This is a genomic window from Streptomyces sp. NPDC003697, from assembly GCF_053587115.1.
The window spans coordinates 1-16,765 of the sequence record NZ_JBSFNN010000071.1; the positions used below are offsets into that span (position 1 = coordinate 1).

Annotated in this window: 13 protein-coding genes; 9 read left to right on the plus strand and 4 right to left on the minus strand. The window is 71.4% G+C overall.

The genetic code is table 11. The features are described 5' to 3' along the window. Window positions 1-221: 221 nt before the first annotated feature. Window positions 222-1,466 carry an FAD-binding protein gene (locus ACWDNY_RS23860; RefSeq protein ID WP_451647837.1) on the minus strand — a complete coding sequence of 415 codons (1,245 nt, stop codon included), beginning with the start codon at window positions 1,464-1,466 and terminating at the stop codon, window positions 222-224. Between the two features lie 238 nt (window positions 1,467-1,704). Here ACWDNY_RS23860 and ACWDNY_RS23865 point away from each other — a divergent pair, with 238 nt between their 5' ends. Together ACWDNY_RS23865 and ACWDNY_RS23870 are read left to right on the plus strand one after the other, a co-directional pair. Next, a complete protein-coding gene (locus tag ACWDNY_RS23865; RefSeq protein WP_451647838.1) occupies window positions 1,705-3,039 on the plus strand; it encodes a radical SAM protein in 1,335 nt (444 codons plus the stop codon). Window positions 3,040-3,287: 248 nt separating this feature from the next. Continuing rightward, window positions 3,288-4,781 (plus strand): cellulose binding domain-containing protein, encoded by a 1,494-nt coding sequence (locus ACWDNY_RS23870; protein ID WP_451647839.1) that lies wholly within the window; start codon window positions 3,288-3,290, stop codon window positions 4,779-4,781. 230 nt (window positions 4,782-5,011) lie between these two features. On the opposite strand, the gene ACWDNY_RS23875 is transcribed toward ACWDNY_RS23870, so the two are convergent. After that, the gene (locus tag ACWDNY_RS23875; protein ID WP_451647840.1) at window positions 5,012-6,823 is read right to left on the minus strand and encodes a sigma-54-dependent Fis family transcriptional regulator; all 1,812 of its coding nucleotides are present in this window, start codon (window positions 6,821-6,823) and stop codon (window positions 5,012-5,014) included. A 326-nt stretch (window positions 6,824-7,149) separates the two neighbouring features. On the opposite strand from ACWDNY_RS23875, the gene ACWDNY_RS23880 reads away from it, so the two are divergent. The 7 genes from ACWDNY_RS23880 (at window position 7,150) to ACWDNY_RS23910 (ending at window position 14,251) form a co-directional block, all read left to right on the plus strand. Next, the gene (locus ACWDNY_RS23880) at window positions 7,150-8,229 is read left to right on the plus strand and encodes an LLM class flavin-dependent oxidoreductase (protein ID WP_451647841.1); all 1,080 of its coding nucleotides are present in this window, start codon (window positions 7,150-7,152) and stop codon (window positions 8,227-8,229) included. Window positions 8,230-8,341: 112 nt separating this feature from the next. Next, a complete protein-coding gene (locus tag ACWDNY_RS23885; protein ID WP_451647842.1) occupies window positions 8,342-8,872 on the plus strand; it encodes a flavin reductase family protein in 531 nt (176 codons plus the stop codon). 155 nt (window positions 8,873-9,027) lie between these two features. Further along, on the plus strand, window positions 9,028-9,828 hold the full coding sequence (locus ACWDNY_RS23890; RefSeq protein ID WP_451647843.1) for an alpha/beta hydrolase: 801 nt from the start codon (window positions 9,028-9,030) through the stop codon (window positions 9,826-9,828). Between the two features lie 103 nt (window positions 9,829-9,931). Then, window positions 9,932-11,152: an iron-containing alcohol dehydrogenase family protein gene (locus ACWDNY_RS23895; protein ID WP_451647844.1), complete on the plus strand. Its 1,221-nt coding sequence runs from the start codon at window positions 9,932-9,934 to the stop codon at window positions 11,150-11,152. Continuing rightward, the gene (locus tag ACWDNY_RS23900) at window positions 11,149-12,615 is read left to right on the plus strand and encodes an aldehyde dehydrogenase family protein (RefSeq protein ID WP_451647845.1); all 1,467 of its coding nucleotides are present in this window, start codon (window positions 11,149-11,151) and stop codon (window positions 12,613-12,615) included. The genes ACWDNY_RS23895 and ACWDNY_RS23900 overlap by 4 nt, the downstream gene beginning before the upstream one ends. Then, entirely contained in the window at window positions 12,612-13,808 is a 1,197-nt protein-coding gene (gene lhgO, locus ACWDNY_RS23905; protein ID WP_451647846.1) for an L-2-hydroxyglutarate oxidase, read from the plus strand. Before ACWDNY_RS23900 ends, lhgO begins: the two co-directional genes overlap by 4 nt. After that, complete coding sequence (locus ACWDNY_RS23910; protein WP_451647847.1) at window positions 13,805-14,251, plus strand: DUF488 domain-containing protein; 447 nt, start codon at window positions 13,805-13,807, stop codon at window positions 14,249-14,251. The genes lhgO and ACWDNY_RS23910 overlap by 4 nt, the downstream gene beginning before the upstream one ends. A 60-nt stretch (window positions 14,252-14,311) precedes the next feature. Here the strand turns inward: ACWDNY_RS23910 and ACWDNY_RS23915 are convergent, their stop codons facing one another. Beyond that, complete coding sequence (locus ACWDNY_RS23915; RefSeq protein ID WP_451647848.1) at window positions 14,312-15,976, minus strand: GMC family oxidoreductase; 1,665 nt, start codon at window positions 15,974-15,976, stop codon at window positions 14,312-14,314. After that, the gene (locus ACWDNY_RS23920) at window positions 15,976-16,602 is read right to left on the minus strand and encodes a hypothetical protein (protein WP_451647849.1); all 627 of its coding nucleotides are present in this window, start codon (window positions 16,600-16,602) and stop codon (window positions 15,976-15,978) included. Before ACWDNY_RS23920 ends, ACWDNY_RS23915 begins: the two co-directional genes overlap by 1 nt. Window positions 16,603-16,765: the final 163 nt, after the last annotated feature.

Genomic DNA, 16,765 nt, shown 5'->3' on the forward strand with positions numbered 1-16,765 from the left:
CTCGTACTGGATGTACTCGGGCTTCCGGCCGGTGCGGCGAGAGGGCGTGCCGGGCGTCGCGACGGGGCGAACGTTGCCTGCCGCGGCACTAGCCGCTCTAGGTTAGTCCCTGGGAGACCCAGGGGGTGATCTCCGCGGAACCGATCCGGCGCCCCACCCCGAGCCGGACGCGGTGGGGGGAGCCGCCCGCCCGCGGGCCGGGTCCTCGCGGAGGCGGCGGGTCAGCCGCCGAGCAGGTCCGCCACGAACGCGTTGGTGAACTTGCCCGCGGGGTCGAGGGCGCGGACCACCGCACGGAAGTCCGCCAGCCGGGGGTAGCGCGGGCGCAGGGCCTCCGGGGCGGTGGTGAACACCTTGCCCCAGTGCGGACGCGGCTCGAAGGCGTCCAGCACCTGCTCCAGGCGCCGCACCACCGGCAGCACCCTCGCGGTGTCCTCGATCCAGGTGAAGTGCAGGGCCACCGTGTCGCGCCCGTGGCAGGGGCTCAGCCACTGCTCGTCGGCGGCCACGGTGCGCACCTCGCAGATCTGCAGCACTCCGGCGACCGTCTCCCGGATGCCGTCGACCGCACACAGCGCCTCGACCGCGTGCCGGCGCGGCAGCAGGTACTCCGACTGCAGTTCGACACCGCTACTCGGGGTGAACTCCGCCCGGAAGTGCGGCAGCCGCTCGTGCCAGGGACCCGGCACGCCGAACTGCTCAGTGCAGTTCTCCGCGGGCATCCCGGGCACCGGGTGGAGGGCGGCCTTGGCAGGCGCCGCCCACGGGAAGCCCGGCAGCGGCTGGTCGGTGCGCCGCTTGAGCCACACCTGCCGGAAGCCCGCGGCGCGCCAGTCGGTGAACAGGCTCACGCTGTAGGCGGCCGAGGCCACCGTCTCGAAGTCCATCCCGTCCAGCGGCAGTTCGGTGAACAGGTGCTGCTCCACCTCGAATGACGGCTCCAGCTCCAGGGTGAGCGCGGTGACGACGCCGAGCGCGCCCAGGGAGGTGACGGCGCCGTCGAACCGGGCGTCACCCCGCGGTATCCGCAGCGTCGAACCGTCCGCCGTGACCAGCTCCACCTCCCGCACGGCGCAGGCGAGGGGGCCGTTGGCGACCCCGGACCCGTGCGTGCCGGTGGCCACCGACCCGGCCACCGAGATGTGCGGCAGGGAGGCCATGTTCGGCAGCGCCATCCCGTGCGCGTGCACCCGGCGGGCCAGCTCCGCGTAGCGCACGCCGCCGCCGACCCGCACGGTCCGGGCGGCCGTGTCGACGTCCACCTCGGCCGGCAGCGCGCCCAGCGACAGCAGGACGCCGCCGGCGCCCGGATCGGCGATCTCGTTGAAGGAGTGCCCGCTGCCCAGCACGCGCACCCGCGGGCTCGCGGCGACCAGCGCCCTCACCTCGTCGAGCGAACGGGGGCGCCGCACCTCCTCGGCGGTGTAGGTGATGTTGCCCGCCCAGTTGGTCACGGTCTCGGTCATCCGTCGTCCCCTTCCCGCCGGCGGCCGGCTCGCCACGCCCTCCGCGTGGGACCGTACCCGACCGCCCGCGACGGCCGCGGTTCCCGCCACGGGCGGCGGCTCCGGCGGGTCGGCCGAACGCCCCGCACCAGGTCCTCGGCCCGGCGCGCCCCCGGTGTCGGGGGGACCCGGCGGGGCCGGCGCGTGAGCGGGGGCATACCGTGAGGAGTCGTACGCCGAGCCGGGAGGAGAGATACGGATGGGCAGCCGTACCGCGCTGGTCGAGGATCTGATGGAGCGCTTCCCGCACGTGCCGAGAGAGGCGGTCTTCAAGGAGGACCTGCTCCGTGGCGGAGTGGCGTTCGACGCGTCCGCCCTCAGCGACAACGAGAGCGGCGAGGTGAAGCCGAAGTCCTACTTCATCTTCTCCTTCGACCACGGCACCCTGCCCGAGCTGGGCGAGGCCGCGCTGCGGCGCCCGCCCGAGGAGATCATCCTCACCGGCGGACCCTACGATCTGCGGCGCACCGTCGTGTCGGTGCGGGTCAACCCCTCGTCGCCGTACCGGGTCGCGGCCGACGACGAGGGACTGCTCGGGCTCTACCTGGACGGCAGGCGCATCGCCGACGTCGGGGTGCCGCCGATGCCGGAGTACTACCGGCACCGGCTGTCCAACGGGAAGTCCGTGATGGAGGTCGCCCCCACCATCCAGTGGGGCTACCTGATCTACCTCACCGTCTTCCGGGTCTGCCAGTACTTCGGCGCCAAGGAGGAGTGCCAGTACTGCGACATCAACCACAACTGGCGCCAGCACAAGGCCGCCGGACGCCCCTACACCGGCGTCAAGGACGTCGAGGAGGTCCTGGAGGCGCTGGAGATCATCGACCGGTACGACACCCAGAAGGCGTCCACGGCCTACACCCTGACCGGCGGCGCGATCACCAAGACCGTCGCCGGCCGCGACGAGGCCGACTTCTACGGCCACTACGCCAAGGCCATCGAGGAGCGCTTCCCGGGCCGCTGGATCGGCAAGGTCGTCGCGCAGGCGCTGCCGAAGGCGGACGTGCAGCGGTTCAAGGACTACGGCGTGCAGATCTACCACCCCAACTACGAGGTGTGGGACCGGCGCCTGTTCGAGCTGTACTGCCCCGGCAAGGAGCGCTACGTCGGCCGCGACGAGTGGCACCGGCGGATCCTGGACTCGGCGGACGTCTTCGGCGCGCGCAACGTCATCCCCAACTTCGTCGCGGGCGTGGAGATGGCCGAGCCCTTCGGTTTCACCACCGTCGACGAGGCCGTCGCGTCCACCACCGAGGGCCTGCGCTTCTTCATGTCCCACGGCATCACGCCCCGGTTCACAACCTGGTGCCCCGAGCCCACCACCCCGCTCGGCAAGGCCAACCCGCAGGGCGCGCCGCTGGAGTACCACATCCGCCTGCTGGAGGCCTACCGCGCCACCATGGACGACTTCGGGCTCTCCTCGCCCCCCGGCTACGGCCCGCCCGGTCCCGGCCGTGCGGTGTTCTCGGTCAGCTCGTTCATGGACAGCCTGCCCGCTCAGGAGCCGTCGGTCGCGCCGGACGCGCGGAGGTGATTTTCCCGCGGCGGTGAGGTTCCCGCGGAGGCGGTGAGACGAACGCGGCCGCGGCCCGTACGAAGACGTGGGGAGACGGGCCGAGGCCGCGCAACCGACGGTAACCACATCCGAACAGGCTGCTTGTCAGTTGTGTCGGGGACGTGAAAAGCTCGGGCCCCGCCGCGAGGTGGCCCCCAACTCCACCGGCACCGCGGTGAGTTGTACCTCGACGGTGAGTCGACGTCGCTGATGGATGCAGGAGACTCATGCCCGACCTGCCGACGCCCGAGGACGCCATCGAGTCAGCGCTGTTCGCCGAGTGCTGGGACGCGGTCCTCTCCTACGCCGGCCTGTGCACGGCCGGCTCCGCCGAGGCCCACCAGCTGGCCACGGAGGCGTTCGCGCGGGGCATGCGCGAGGTGCGCGCCGAGACCGCCGGCCCGTCCCGGGGCCGCCGCGGGCCCCGGCTGCCCGTGATCCCGCTGCTGCTGACCGCGGTCCGCACCACCGCCGCCGCCTGGGAGGCCGGTGGGCGCGGCCACCGGCTCGACCCGGACCTGCGTCTGTGGCTGGGCTCCGACAGGGCCGCCCGCTACACCGGCCCGCCGCTGCGACGTCCCCTCGCGCTGCGCGGCCTGCGGGACATGCCGGAGCCGGACGCCGCACTGCTGTGGCTCGCCGAGGTGGAGGCGGTGCCGCTGCCCGCGGCCGCTCGTCGGCTCGGGCTCGACCCGGCCGCCGCGGCCGACGAACTCGCCCAGGCGCGGGTCCTGTTCCGCGGCCGCTGCCACCGCGCCCACCTCGACACCCCGATGGACACGCAGTGCCGCAGCTACGCCCGGCTGCTGGACGCGGTCACCCGCTCGCCCACCGCCGACACGCCCGGTGACCTTTCCCGGCACCTCGCCACCTGTGTGGACTGCGCGGAGGCCGCCGTCTGCCTCCGGCTGCACGGCGGCGGACTGCCGGCCGCCCTCGCCGGGGGAGTGATCGGCTGGGGCGGTCTGGCCTACCTGGAGCGGCGCCGCCGGGCCGCCGAGGCCCGGCGGGGCACGCCCCGGCCGGGCGCGGCGGACGGCGAGCCGGGGGAGCCGGGGGAGGCCGCCGGCCGACAGCGGGCCGTGCGCGGCGGACTGCTCGCCGCCGCGGTCCTGCTGTCCGCGCTGGCACTGACCGTGTCACTGATGCCCTTCGGCGACTCCGGTGGCGACAGCGCGCGCGCCGAGGCCGGCCGCTCGCCCGTCGCCGACGCGAAGCCGTCCGTGGACGTCCCCCTGCCTGCCCCCTCACCCACGTCCTCGGCGTCCGCGCCGCCGAAGCGGTCCCCGAGCCCCCGGGCGACCGGGCCCGGCCGCAGGAACCCCGACCCGGAGCCCCAGGGCACCCCCTCGCCCACCGCCTCGCCCGGACGCGGCGCCGGCCCCACGCCGAGCCCGGGCGAGGCGGTGACCTGCCGCATCCGGTACGACGTCGTCGACCAGTGGTCCGACGGCTTCCAGGCCATCGTCAGAGTCAGCACCACGCGCGCCCTGGACACCTGGCGGGTCGCCTGGTCCTTCCGCGAGGACCAGCAGGTCCGCCAGATGTGGGACGCGACCGTCGCGCAGAGCGGCTCCCGGGTCACCGCCACCGCCGCCGACTACAACAGGTCCGTCGCCGCGGGCGCCACTGTGACCTTCGGGTTCGTCGGCTCCTGGCACGACGGGAACTCCGCGCCGTACGACCTCACCCTGAACGGGCACCGCTGCGCCGCCGCCTGACGGGGAAAACCCTTCGGCGCACCGCCACGGAGCCGGACTGCAGCAACCGCGATGATCTTCGGCATCGTCCAGCTCTTCTTCGGCTCCGTCTTCGGCTGCTCCGCACCCTCCCGCACGCTGCGGCTGGGACGAGGGATGGGACGCCGCGTTCGCCCCGCATGCCGCGCGGGGTCCGGTACCGGGCCAGGTCCTGCGGGTCGACCTCCTGGCCCTGGTGCCGGAGCGAGCGTTCAGTACGCGGTGGTGCCCAGATCGACGCCGTAGGAGCGGATCTTGCGGTAGAGGGTCGCCCGCGAGATGCCGAGCAGCGAGGCAGCCTCGGACTTGTTGCCCCCGGCCCGGCGGAGGGCGGTGACGATCGCGTCGCACTCCAGGCGTTCGAGCTGGGACAGCCGGCGCCGCGGTGCCTGGCTGCGGACGTCGTCGGGAAGGTCGTCCGCCCTGATGTCACCGCTGCGGTGAGTGACCAGCACGCGGCGTACGACGTTCTCCAGCTCCCTGACGTTGGCCGGCCACTCCAGCCGGCTCAGCACCTGCACCGCGTCGGTGCGCCACCGCACCTGCGACGGGTCGGCGCCGTGCCTCCGGGACAGCTCGGTCAGCAGGCCGGGCAGGTCTTCGAGCCGGTCCCGCAGCGGCGGTACGGTGATGGCGGCCACCATGAGGCGGTCGACGAGCGGCTGGTACACCCGGGCTGCCGCCCCTTCACTCTTCGTGAGAGTGCCGCAGACACGCGCCCCCTCGACGCGGAAGGCGTCGATCAGGCTGCACGCGGCCTGCGCGGCGGTGTCATCGAGCGCCTCAAGATGCCGGAGCACCACCACTCGGCGTGGATCCTTCAGCGCCGCGCGCAACGCATGCGTCCAGGCCACGGCGCCCTCGACCGGTTCGAGCGCGCCGTCAAGCACGGTCAGCCGTTCCTCCCGGCGCTCAGTCGAGAACAGGGCGTCGACGAGCGACAGCTTTCCCGTGCCCGGCTCACCGACGAACAGCATCGGGACGTCGCTGTCCCGGAACCACCGTGCCTGGTCGCACGACTCCCGCCAGGCGGCACTGTGGCCGACGAGGCCGTCGAGCGTCTCCTGTTTCGTGCTGCCACGGTCGGCGATACGGCGGGGTGACGATGGCGCGGCCGCCGGCTGGACGTGGATGATCGCGCCGATGACGGAGGCTCCGTCTCCGATCGGCGAGCACTGGAGGTTGAGCAGCGCGCCCGATTCCAGCGACAGGCTCCCGACGCGCTGCTCGCGGCGGTCGATGGCCTGCGCGGCGTGCTCCCACAGCCGTGTCCGTCCGACGTCGTCGATGAGACGGGCGGCCGCCGGGTTGGTGATCACTATCTGATCGTTCAGAACGATCACTGGACGGTTGCTGCGCTTCTCGGCGGCGAGGAACTGCTCCAGCAGGAGGCGCTCGTTGCGTGAACTGTCCAGGTAGAGGCGACGCTCGATCTCATGCGCGGTCTCCAGCGCGAAGGGCAGTATCAGACTGTTGCCGTCCTCGTACCGGCAGGTGATGTTGAGTACGCCCTGGAGCTGGCGGGTCACCGGATGGCGGATCGGCACACCGACGCAGGTGAACGCCTGGAAGACGTTCGTGAAGTGCTCGGCGCCCTTGATCACGACCGGCCGTTGCTCCTCCAGGACCGTGCCGATGCCGTTGGTCCCGGCCACGGCTTCGTCGAGCACGGAGCCGAGGTCGCTGCGCGACTCGTCGAGCAGCCGGGAGAGCCTGCCGTCGTCGGTCCAGCGGTCGAGGACAACACCGTTGCGATCGGCGAGAATGAGCCCGGTCGCCGTGCCCGCCAGCTGGTCCGCTCGTTTCTGCAGCACACCCCGAGCAGCTCTGGACAGCAGCCCGTCCTTCTGTCTCGGCGCTTCCTGGGTTGCCAGACGGTCGGGATTCACGCCGCTGAGCAGGCAACGCCGCCAGGAGTTCGCTATCTCCGGTCGCAGCGGGTAGTCGGGCCAGTCGCCGGTCTCCAGCAGATCGTCCCTGAGCCGCACGAGCACCGTCGAAGAGTCGCCAGCACTGTTGCCCACATGTTCCTCCAGCGCCCGCTTGCCGAATGGCCTGTGTAACACAGTCCTACTCGTGCAGTGTGAGGGCCGTCACGGCGTTGACATGCATGTGTAGCAAAGTGAGACACCGCCGGAGCCTGGTGTTGCGGTCAGACCGACCGCGACCGGCCGGGGTATCCGTCGGCAGCGCGTACGCAGCCGTCACCACCAAGAGCACCGGTGGGGGGCTCAGCCGTCGCGGTGCACCACGTCCGCATCTGACACAGAAACGTCGCAACATGCGACACCGGTCGCGCCGGGACCCGGCCGAGACTTCGGTGACACCAGTCACACGAAAGGGCGGTCGGATGCGCCTCGGAATGTTCATGCAGCCGGGACACTTCCCGGAATACGGCTACAAGGCCGGTTACGAGTGGGACCTCGAGCAGATCAAGTACCTCGACCGCCTCGGGTACGACGAGGTGTGGCTCGGGGAGCACTTCACGAGCCAGTACGAGAACAACCCCGCACCGGACCTGCTGATCGCTCAGGCCGTCCGGGAGACCACGAACATCAGGATGGCGGTGGGGGCGCACGCGCTCCCGTACCACCACCCGATGGAGCTGGCGTGCCGGGTCGCCGCGCTCGACCACCTCTCCGAGGGACGGATCATGATGGGCGCCGGATCGGGCGCGATTCCGTCGGACTGGAATGCCTTCTGCGTCGACGGCATGACGGGGCAGCACCGCGAGATGGCACAGGAGTCCCTCGAGATCATCCAGCGGCTCTGGACCGACCGGACACCGTGGAAGTACGAGGGCAAGTACTGGACCGTCGAGCGCATCGACGACAACTGGGGCGCCGACGGCAAGCTCGGCTGGCACATGTACCCGTACCAGGATCCGCACCCGCCGATCGCGTTCGCCGGATTCAGCGCCAAGTCCGGCAGCCTCAAGATCGCCGGTATGAAGGGGTTCATCCCCATGTCGCTCTCCATGAACGAGCGGTACATGGCCAGCCATTGGGAAGCCGTGGAGGAGGGCGCCGCCAAGGCCGGCCGCACGGCCTCCCGCAAGGACTGGCGCATCGTCAAGGAGGTCTTTGTCGCCGAGACGGACGCCGAGGCGCGCAAGTACGGCGTCGACGGTGCACTCGGCCGGTACTACGACGAGTACATGCTGCCGCTGTACCGGCAGTTCGGTTTCCTCGGCCACTTCAAACACGACGACTCGGTCGACGACGCGGACGTGGACGTGGAGTACCTGTTCCAGCACCACTGGGCGGTCGGGTCGGTGGAGACCGTCGCCGAGAAGCTGCAGGGCCTGCACGACTCCTGCGGCGGTTTCGAGACGCTGCTCGTCCTCGGTCTGCACTACGCCGGCGATCCGGAGCCGTGGAACAAGTCCCTGCGCCTGCTCAAGGAGCAGGTCGCTCCCAAGATCGGGTGAATGGACATCGGGTGAATCCGACGCGCACCCCGCGCGGGCGGCGCCGGTGCGGGGTGCGCGTGGAGTCTTTGCCGGCCCTGCGGCGCCAGGGACGAGACGACAGGAGAAAGGCATGACCGTGATGACCGATACGCCTCAGGGCTCGATGCCGCAGGTGGACGGCATGACCTTCCGCGAGGCGATGACCAGGTTCCCGAGCGGCATCACCATCGTGACCACCGTGGATCCTGAAGGCCGGCCGCACGGCTTCACCGCCAGCGCCTTCAGTTCCGTCTCAGCCGACCCACCGCTGGTGCTCACCTGCCTGGACAAGGGTGCGCGGTGCCACGACGTCTTCCTGGAAACGCCGCGGTTCGCGGTCGCCATCCTCCGGGCCGACCACTGGGACATCGCGCGCCGGTTCGCCTCGAAGGTCGACGACAAGTTCGATGGTCGGTTCACCACGGACCGGTACGGACTGTCCCAGCTCCCCGACGCCCTCGCCTACCTGGCGTGCGAGACGGATCAGCGGATTTCGGCCGGCGACCACACCATCCTCCTGGGGCGCGTGGTGTCCGTGACGCTGGGAGAGGGGGAGCCCGCGGTGTTCTACTCGCGTGCGCTGCGACACCTCCGCGACCTCGACGAGACGGCCGGTGTCTGACGATGCCTCTCCACCGCCAGGCCGAGTCGTTCCTCCGACGGTTGAGTTCCCAGATCCCGAACGCGGCCGGCACACCTGCCCCGGGACGGTCGCCGGGCGCTGCCCGCGAAGCGCACGGACGATCCGCGGAATGGGTCATCGGCGCGCGTGAGCCGGTGACCGAGGTGCACCAGTCACATGTTCCGACCGCGGACGGCGGGGTTCCGGTGCGCGTGTACGTCCCGGCCGGAGCCCGGCCGGGCGCGTTGCTCTACTTCCACGGCGGCGGCTGGGTCATCGGGACCCTCGACACCTATGACGGCGTGGCCAGGTCGCTGGCGAACAGGTGTGGCATGGCCGTGGTGGCCGTCGACTACCGGCTGGCCCCGGAGCACCCCTATCCCGCCGCGCTCGACGACTGCCTGGCCGTGGCCATGGCCATCGAAGCGGGAGCCCTGGGCCCGACGCTGTCGCCCGGGCCGCTGGTCGTCGCGGGCGACAGCGCCGGCGGGAACCTGGCCGCCGCACTGGCTATCCGGGCCCGCGACCGGCACGGCCCCCGGGTCGATGCACAGGTGCTGGTCTACCCGATCACTGACGCCACGATGAGCTGCGCGTCCTACCGGGAATCCGGCGAGGGCTTCTTCCTCACGGCGGCGGAGATGGCGTGGTACTGGGAGATGTACCTGGGCGAGCGTCGAGGCACCGTCGACCCGGGCTTCTCACCGCTGCACGCGGATGTCCTCGCCGGTCTTCCGCCGGCCCTGGTGATCACCGCCGAGTACGACCCGCTGCGCGATGAGGGCGAGGCGTATGCCCGCCGACTCGCCGACGCCGGCGTCGAGGTCCGGCTGCGACGCTTCGACGGGCTGATCCACGGCTTCTTCCGGGCGACGGCGGTGTTCGACGGGGCCCAGGAGGCGTTGGACGAGGTGGCCGAGTTCGTCCGCGCCCGGACACCGGTGGCCCCGGCGTGAACGGCGGCGGGTCCCGGTACCGCCGGATTCCGCAGGTCCGCGCGCCCTCCCTGCGCCACCTGCGTCACGTTGAGACCGATCCCTGCGAGACCTTGGAGGACGCATGATGACTGAGGCCTGCCTGCTGGCCGTCGAAGCGCGGGACTACCTGACCCCACGGCAGGTGATCGTCGGAGACGGCGGCGCCGCGCGGCTGGGCGACGGTCTTCTGCGGTGGGGCGCCCGGCAGGGCGCCGTCGCCGTCATTTCCGACCGTGTCGTCGCCGAGCAGGGCATCGCCGAGACGACCCTGCAGGGGCTTCGCGCCGCCGGCTTCGATCCCCGGGTGTTCGCGGAGGTCGAAGGGGAGCCCACCCTGGCGACCGCCGAGGCCGCGCTGGAGTTCGTCCGCGCCGTGCGCGCCACCGCCGTTGTGGGCATCGGCGGCGGCAGCGCGATGGACGTCGCAAAGATCGCCGCCCTCGCGGCCGGGTCCGGCGGACAGGTGGTCGACTACCTCGGGGTCGACGCCGACGCCTCGGCCCCACTCCCGCTGGCCCTGGTACCGACGACGACCGGCACGGGTGCGGAGGTCACCCGGATCTCGATGCTCTCGGACCGGGGCAAGAAGGTGATCTCGAGCCATCGGCTCCTCGTGCCCACCATCGCAGTGCTCGACGTCGACCTCGTCGTCGGGCTTCCCTCCGCCGTGACGGCCTCGACCGGCATGGACGCGTTCGCCCACGCTGCGGAGGCGTTCCTGTCGACCAACCGCAGTTCCCTGTCGGTCGATGCGAGCCTTCGCGCGATCGCCCTGCTGCGTGAACACCTGCCCCGCGCCGTCCGCGACGGCGAGGACAGGACCGCCCGGCGGGCGACGCTGTACGGCGCGCACCTGGCCGGCAACGCGCTGAACGCCGGAGTGGTGCTGGGTCACTCGCTGGCGTACACGATCGCGAACCGGAAACCTCTGCCGCACGGCGTGACCTGCGCCATCGCCCTGCCCTACTGCCTGGCCTACAACGCCCAGGCCCCGGTGCCGGCGCTCGACCGGCTCGCCCGCGCCATCACGGGCGGCCGGTCGGACCGGCTGACGGACGCGGCCGAGTACGTCGCCGAACTGACCACGTCCCTGGGCATGCCCAGCACCCTCCGACAGGTGGGCATCGGCGAGGACCAGGTCGCGGAGATGGCGACCGAGTGCATGGAGCGCTATCCGCGGCCCACCAATCCGCGCCCCTTCGAGCGTGACGGGCTGACCGCCCTCGTCGCGGCCATGCACGGCGGCGACCTGCCGAACGCGTGCGCACACACCCGTGGGACCCCTGAGGAGATCAACGCATGAGCCACATCATCGAGCAACTCGTCGGCGGCCGGTGGGTGGGTGCCGACGCGCCCGCTCGGACCGAGAACCTCAATCCGGCCGACCAGCGCGACGTCATCGGCGACGTGGCGATGCTCTCGGCCGGGCAGGCGGCATCCGCGGTCGCCGCGGCCGCTGACGCGTTGCCCGGCTGGCGGCGCACCTCCGCCGTGCAACGTGGGGTGATCCTGGCGCGCGCTGCCGACCTGTTGCGCGAACGCCGCGACGACATCGCCGGTGACGTCAGCCGGGAGAACGGCAAGACGCCGGCCGAGGCACGGGTGGAGGTCGACAAGAGCGCCGACTTCCTCGACTTCTACGCCGGGGCCGGCCGACTGCCCTACGGTGAGCTGCTCAGCGACGTCCGCGAGGGCGCCTTCGTCATGACCGTCCACGAACCAGTCGGTGTTGTCGTGGCCGTCACACCGTGGAACGACCCGCTGCTGACGCCTGCCCGCAAGATCTCGCCCGCCCTCGTCGCAGGAAACACCGTGGTGGTCAAGCCGTCCCTGGAGACGCCCCTCGCAATGCAGCACCTGGCGCGCGCCCTGCACGACGCGGGACTGCCGGCAGGCGTGCTCAACACCGTCACCGCGGCCAACGACGTGATCGAGTCGCACGTACTCGCCGACCCCCGCGTCGCGGCGGTCACCGTGACCGGGTCGACCGCCACCGGGCAGGCCCTGCAGCGCCGGCTCGCCGGCCGCGGGATACGGTTCCAGGCCGAGATGGGCGGCAAGAACGCTGCCGTCGTACTGGCCGACGCCGACCTCGACCTCGCGGCGGCGACGATCGCTGCGGCCGGTTTTGCACAGGCAGGGCAGCGGTGTACGGCCACCAGCCGAGTCCTGGTCCACCGCGACGTTCACGACAGGCTGGTGGAACTGCTGGTCGCGGCGGCCCGCAGCCACCGGCTCGGCGCAGGATCGGCTGACGGGACGACCCTGGGGCCGCTGGTGAGCCGTCGGCAGCAGGCATCCGTGCTGAAACACGTGCAGCAGGCGCGCGACCACGGCGCCGAGGTGCGGTACGGCGGAGACGCCCCGAGCGAGGGGGACCTCTCCCACGGCTGCTTCGTCACACCGGCCGTGGTCACCGGGGTCAAGCCCGACACGCCCCTGTGGCGCGACGAGGTGTTCGGGCCCGTCCTCGCCGTGGCCGCGTTCGACAACTTCCGCGACGCGGTGGCGGACGTCAACGACTCCCCGTACGGACTGTCGGCGTCGGTGTTCACCCGGGACCTGTCGGCGGCGCACCGCTTCATCGAGGAGGTCGACGCCGGCCAGGTGGCGGTGAACCTGCCGACCTCGGGATGGGACGTCCATCACCCGTTCGGCGGGTTCAAGGAATCAGGTTCGGCCTTCAAGGAGCAAGGCGCCGACGCGCTGCGCTTCTACCTGCGGGTGAAGACCGCGGCCGTCGGTCACACCAGGGCCGGGTCATGAGGCTCGCGGTCGTGGGGGCGGGCATAGTCGGCCTGGCCGTGGCCAGGCAACTGTGCCTGCAACGACCCGGCTGGGAGGTCGTCGTGGTCGACAAGGAGCCCGCTGTCGCGCGGCACCAGACCGGCCACAACAGCGGTGTCATCCACGCGGGCATCTACTACTCGCCCGGCTCGCTGAAGGCGAGACTGTGCCGGCGCGGTGTCCGGCTGCTGGAGGACTTCTGCGACGAGCAGGGCATCCCCTACGCGAGGCTGGGCAAACTGGTGGTCGCACTGGACGACCGTGAGTCGGTGCGGCTGCGTGACATCCGCGACCGGGCCCTGGCCAACGGCATCCCCGACGTGAGGATGCTCGGCCCAGCCGGCATCAGGGACATCGAACCGCACGTCGCCGGTGTCGCCGCACTGCACTCGCCCTCGACGTCCGTGGTGGACTTCACAGCCGTCGCGCGTGCGCTCGCCGACGACATCGGCCGGCGCGGTGGCACGGTCCGTCTGTCGTCGGAGGTGACGGCCATGCGGGAGACCACGTCCGAAGTCGTGCTGGAGACGACGGGCGGCGACATCCGGGCCGATCGTGTCATCGTGTGCGCGGGGCTGCAGTCCAGCCGGGTGGCTGCGCTGGCCGGTGATGACGACGATCCGCGGATCGTGCCGTTCCGCGGCGAGTACTACCGTCTCACCCAGCGAAGCTCCGGGCTGGTGCGGGGCCTGGTCTACCCGGTTCCCGACCCGCGGTACCCGTTTCTCGGCATCCACCTGACCCGGCGTATCAACGGATCGGTGGACGTGGGCCCCAACGCAGTGCTGGCTCTGGCACTGCAGGGGTACCGCCGCACCGACGCGTCCCTGCGGGACCTCGCCGACATCCTCGGGTGGAGCGGGTTCCGCAGCATGGCGCGCCGGCATTGGCGTACCGGGGTACGGGAGATGCTGGGATCCCTGAGCCGGCGGTACTTCCTCGCGCAGGCGAGGCGCTACCTGCCGGAGCTCGGGCTGCGGGATCTCGTGGCCGCGCCCGCCGGGGTCCGCGCCCAGGCGTTGCGCAGCGACGGGTCGCTCGTGGACGACTTCTGGATCACGACGCGGCAGCGCGTGACGCTGGTCCGTAACGCCCCCTCGCCTGCGGCCACGTCGTCGCTGGCGATCGCCGAGCACATCTGCCACGAGGTGCTCTCGGCGCCGGCGTCATGACCTCGGCCGCACCGCGGTTGCTGACGATCGGCTACGAGGGCCGCAGCGTGGACGAGTTGATCACGAAAGTGCGTGCGGCGTCGGTGACGGTGCTGGTAGACGTGCGCCTCACGCCGCTGTCACGCAAGCCCGGCCTGTCGAAGCGGCGCCTGGCCGCGGCGCTCGACGAGGCCGGCATCGCCTACGCACACCTGTCGGCGCTCGGCAACCCGCAGGACAACCGTGCCCCGCTGCGGGACGGCGACCCGCGAGGTCGCGAACGGTTCCGGGCGCGGCTCCGCTCCGAGGCCGCCGCTTCCGCGCTGGAGCAGGTCGCCGCTCTGTTGAGGACCGAGCGTGTCGCCCTGCTGTGCTTCGAACGCGAGCACACGAGGTGCCATCGCGACCTCGTCGCCGAGGCGCTCGTGCGCCGGGCGCCGGCGGCCGGTGTCGAGCATCTTTAGCGGCACCCGAACAAGCGGGCTGTTCCTGCGTCGCGCAGGAACAGCCCGCTTCCTCGTCGGTCAGCCGGCGGGCAGTTCGTGGTTCCGCGGTGTGGTGCGCTGGGACAGGATCGCCGCGTGGTTGTCCTTGATGTACTCGGCGCAGCGGACCGCCACGGCCTGGAGCGTGCTGGTCGGGTTGACGGCGCCGCTGGTGGCCAGCGAGCTTCCGTCCGCGATGAACAGGTTGGGCACGTCCCAGGTCTGGTTGAACTTGTTGGTGACCGAGTCCTCGGGCGTGTTGCCCATCCTGCAGGTGCCCATCAGGTGCCAGCCCGGCTGCGGGAAGTCCACGCCCCCGCGACCGCTGCTCGCGGAGTCGATCAGACCACCCGCTGCTTCCGCCGCCTGCCGGGCCTTCTCCTGGCCGTAGGCCAGCAGGCGGCGGTCGTTCTCGTGCAGTTCGTAGGTGACATGCGCTGCGGGCAGGCCGTTCGAGTCGGTGACGTCCGGGTCGAGTGTCACCCTGTTGGTCCGCAGGGGCAGGTCCTCACCCTGGATGTACACCAGGAGATGGGCACCGAAGTGGCTGTCGAAGAACTCGCGGTGGCCGGCTCCCCAGGGCACGAGGTTGCCACTGTTCGCGCCGAGCGCGGCGTGAGCGGCGCCGGACGCCCGGCCCACCTGGATGGAGAACCCGTTGACGAATCCCCGCGCCGGATCGGAGTGGTAGAACTCCTGGCTGTAGAGAACAGCGGCTTCGTGGGCCTTGTATCCCTCGATGGGCTCGTCGAACCAGAAGTCCTCGAACGCCCACGCGTGGTACATCAGGTGCGTACCGACGAGGCCGTTGCTGTTGGCCAGGCCGTCGGGGTGTCCCTTCTGCGCAGACATCAGGAGCAGGCGGGGGGTTCCCACGCCGTTCGCGGCCACCACGACGATCCTGGCGCGCACTTCATGCCGGTCGCCGGTGAGCCGATCGATGTACGTCGCGCCGGTGGCGCGGCCCCCCTTGACGTCGATCCGCTCGACCCGAGCGTTGGTGCGCAGGTCCACCCCGTTGCGCAGCGCCTTCGGCCAGTAGGTCACGTCCGGCGTCGCGATCGAGTGGCGGGGGCAGCCGGCCAGGCACGACCCGCACGCGTTGCACGGGAGGCGACCGTCCTTCGGGCGGGTGAGGACCGCGTGGTCGGCCGGCCACCAGTGCCAGCCGAGGCGTTCGAAGGCTCCCGCCATCTTGCGCCCGACCTTGCCCGCGGGGATCGCGGGGCCGTAGCCGGGCAGGCGTGCCGGGTTCGCGGGGTCGCCGACCCGGCGGGCGACGCCGACCTCCGCGTCGTTGATCGCGTAGTACGGCTCGAGGTCCTCGTAACTGATCGGCCAGTCGATCGTTCCCTCGATGCCGTGCTCGGTGCCGCGGCGGAAGTCGACCGGCTTGAAGCGCGGCCACGCCCCCGCGTAGATGATCGCGGACCCGCCGACCGCGTTGTACATCAGCGGCGGGTTGTTGTTGCCGGTGGTCGGGTAGTCCTCGGGGAACTGCCGGACGTTCGGGTCATGCGACCACCCGCGCCGCTTCTCGATCTCCCACTCGCCGTGCAGGTGCGGGTGGTCGAGGGCGTGGACCCAGTCACCCTGCTCGAGACAGATCACTTTCACTCCGCCGTCGCTCAGCCGCTTGCTGACCGCAGCGCCACCCGCTCCCGCGCCTATGACCAGGACGTCCGCCTCGCTGTACGCAGCCATCAGTGAACACTCGCTTCCTCGTCGGGCAGACCTGCCGCGGTCCCGGCGGCGCCCGGTGCGGCGTCGTCGTAGGCGGGGAGGTGTTCAAGACGCCTCACCTGGTCGGTGCGGAGGTAGGTGCCCCGGACCCGGTCGAGCATGGCGTCGTCCCATTCCTCGAGGCCGTCGAGATAGCCGTACGGCTGGGGCGAGTTGCGGTAGTCGCGCCCTGCCGGAATGTTGACGTTGATCGCCCGGGTGACCTCGGGCCGTGAGTAGTAGGCGAAGTAGACGACGTCGCGAAGGAGCGCGAAGAACGCGGGATCGTCGCGTTCCAGGGCTTCGGGGGTGCCGGACCGGCCCGGTGCGTCGCCGGGCGTGGACGCCTCGGCCAGGTCGTCGAGCCTGCGCTTGAGGTCGTCCTCGGCGATGCACGGGTACCACTGCGGGCTTTCGCCTCGCGGGGTGGTGTACCTGCCGAAGAAACCCACCACGTTCACGTCGCTGGGGGACGGGAAACCTCCTCCGCCCGGGATCACCGCGTCCGCGAGCGAGCCGAGTACCGCGGCCTGCGCATCGGTGAACCGAACCGGGGGGTACGTGCCTCCCAGCGGAGGCTTGTCATGCCTGGCCTGCCCTGCTCCCATCGGGGTTCCCTTCGTCGTCTCGACGGCAGGCAGTCCACCCGCGGTGCGTCCCCGGCGCATCGCTGATCGGGCGTGGTGCGTCACCGCCGCGGGCTGTCCCAGTTGGGTGCGGGAGGACTGCGCAGGTAGTGATCCTGGCAGCGGCGTCGTCGCGCGAGCTGTT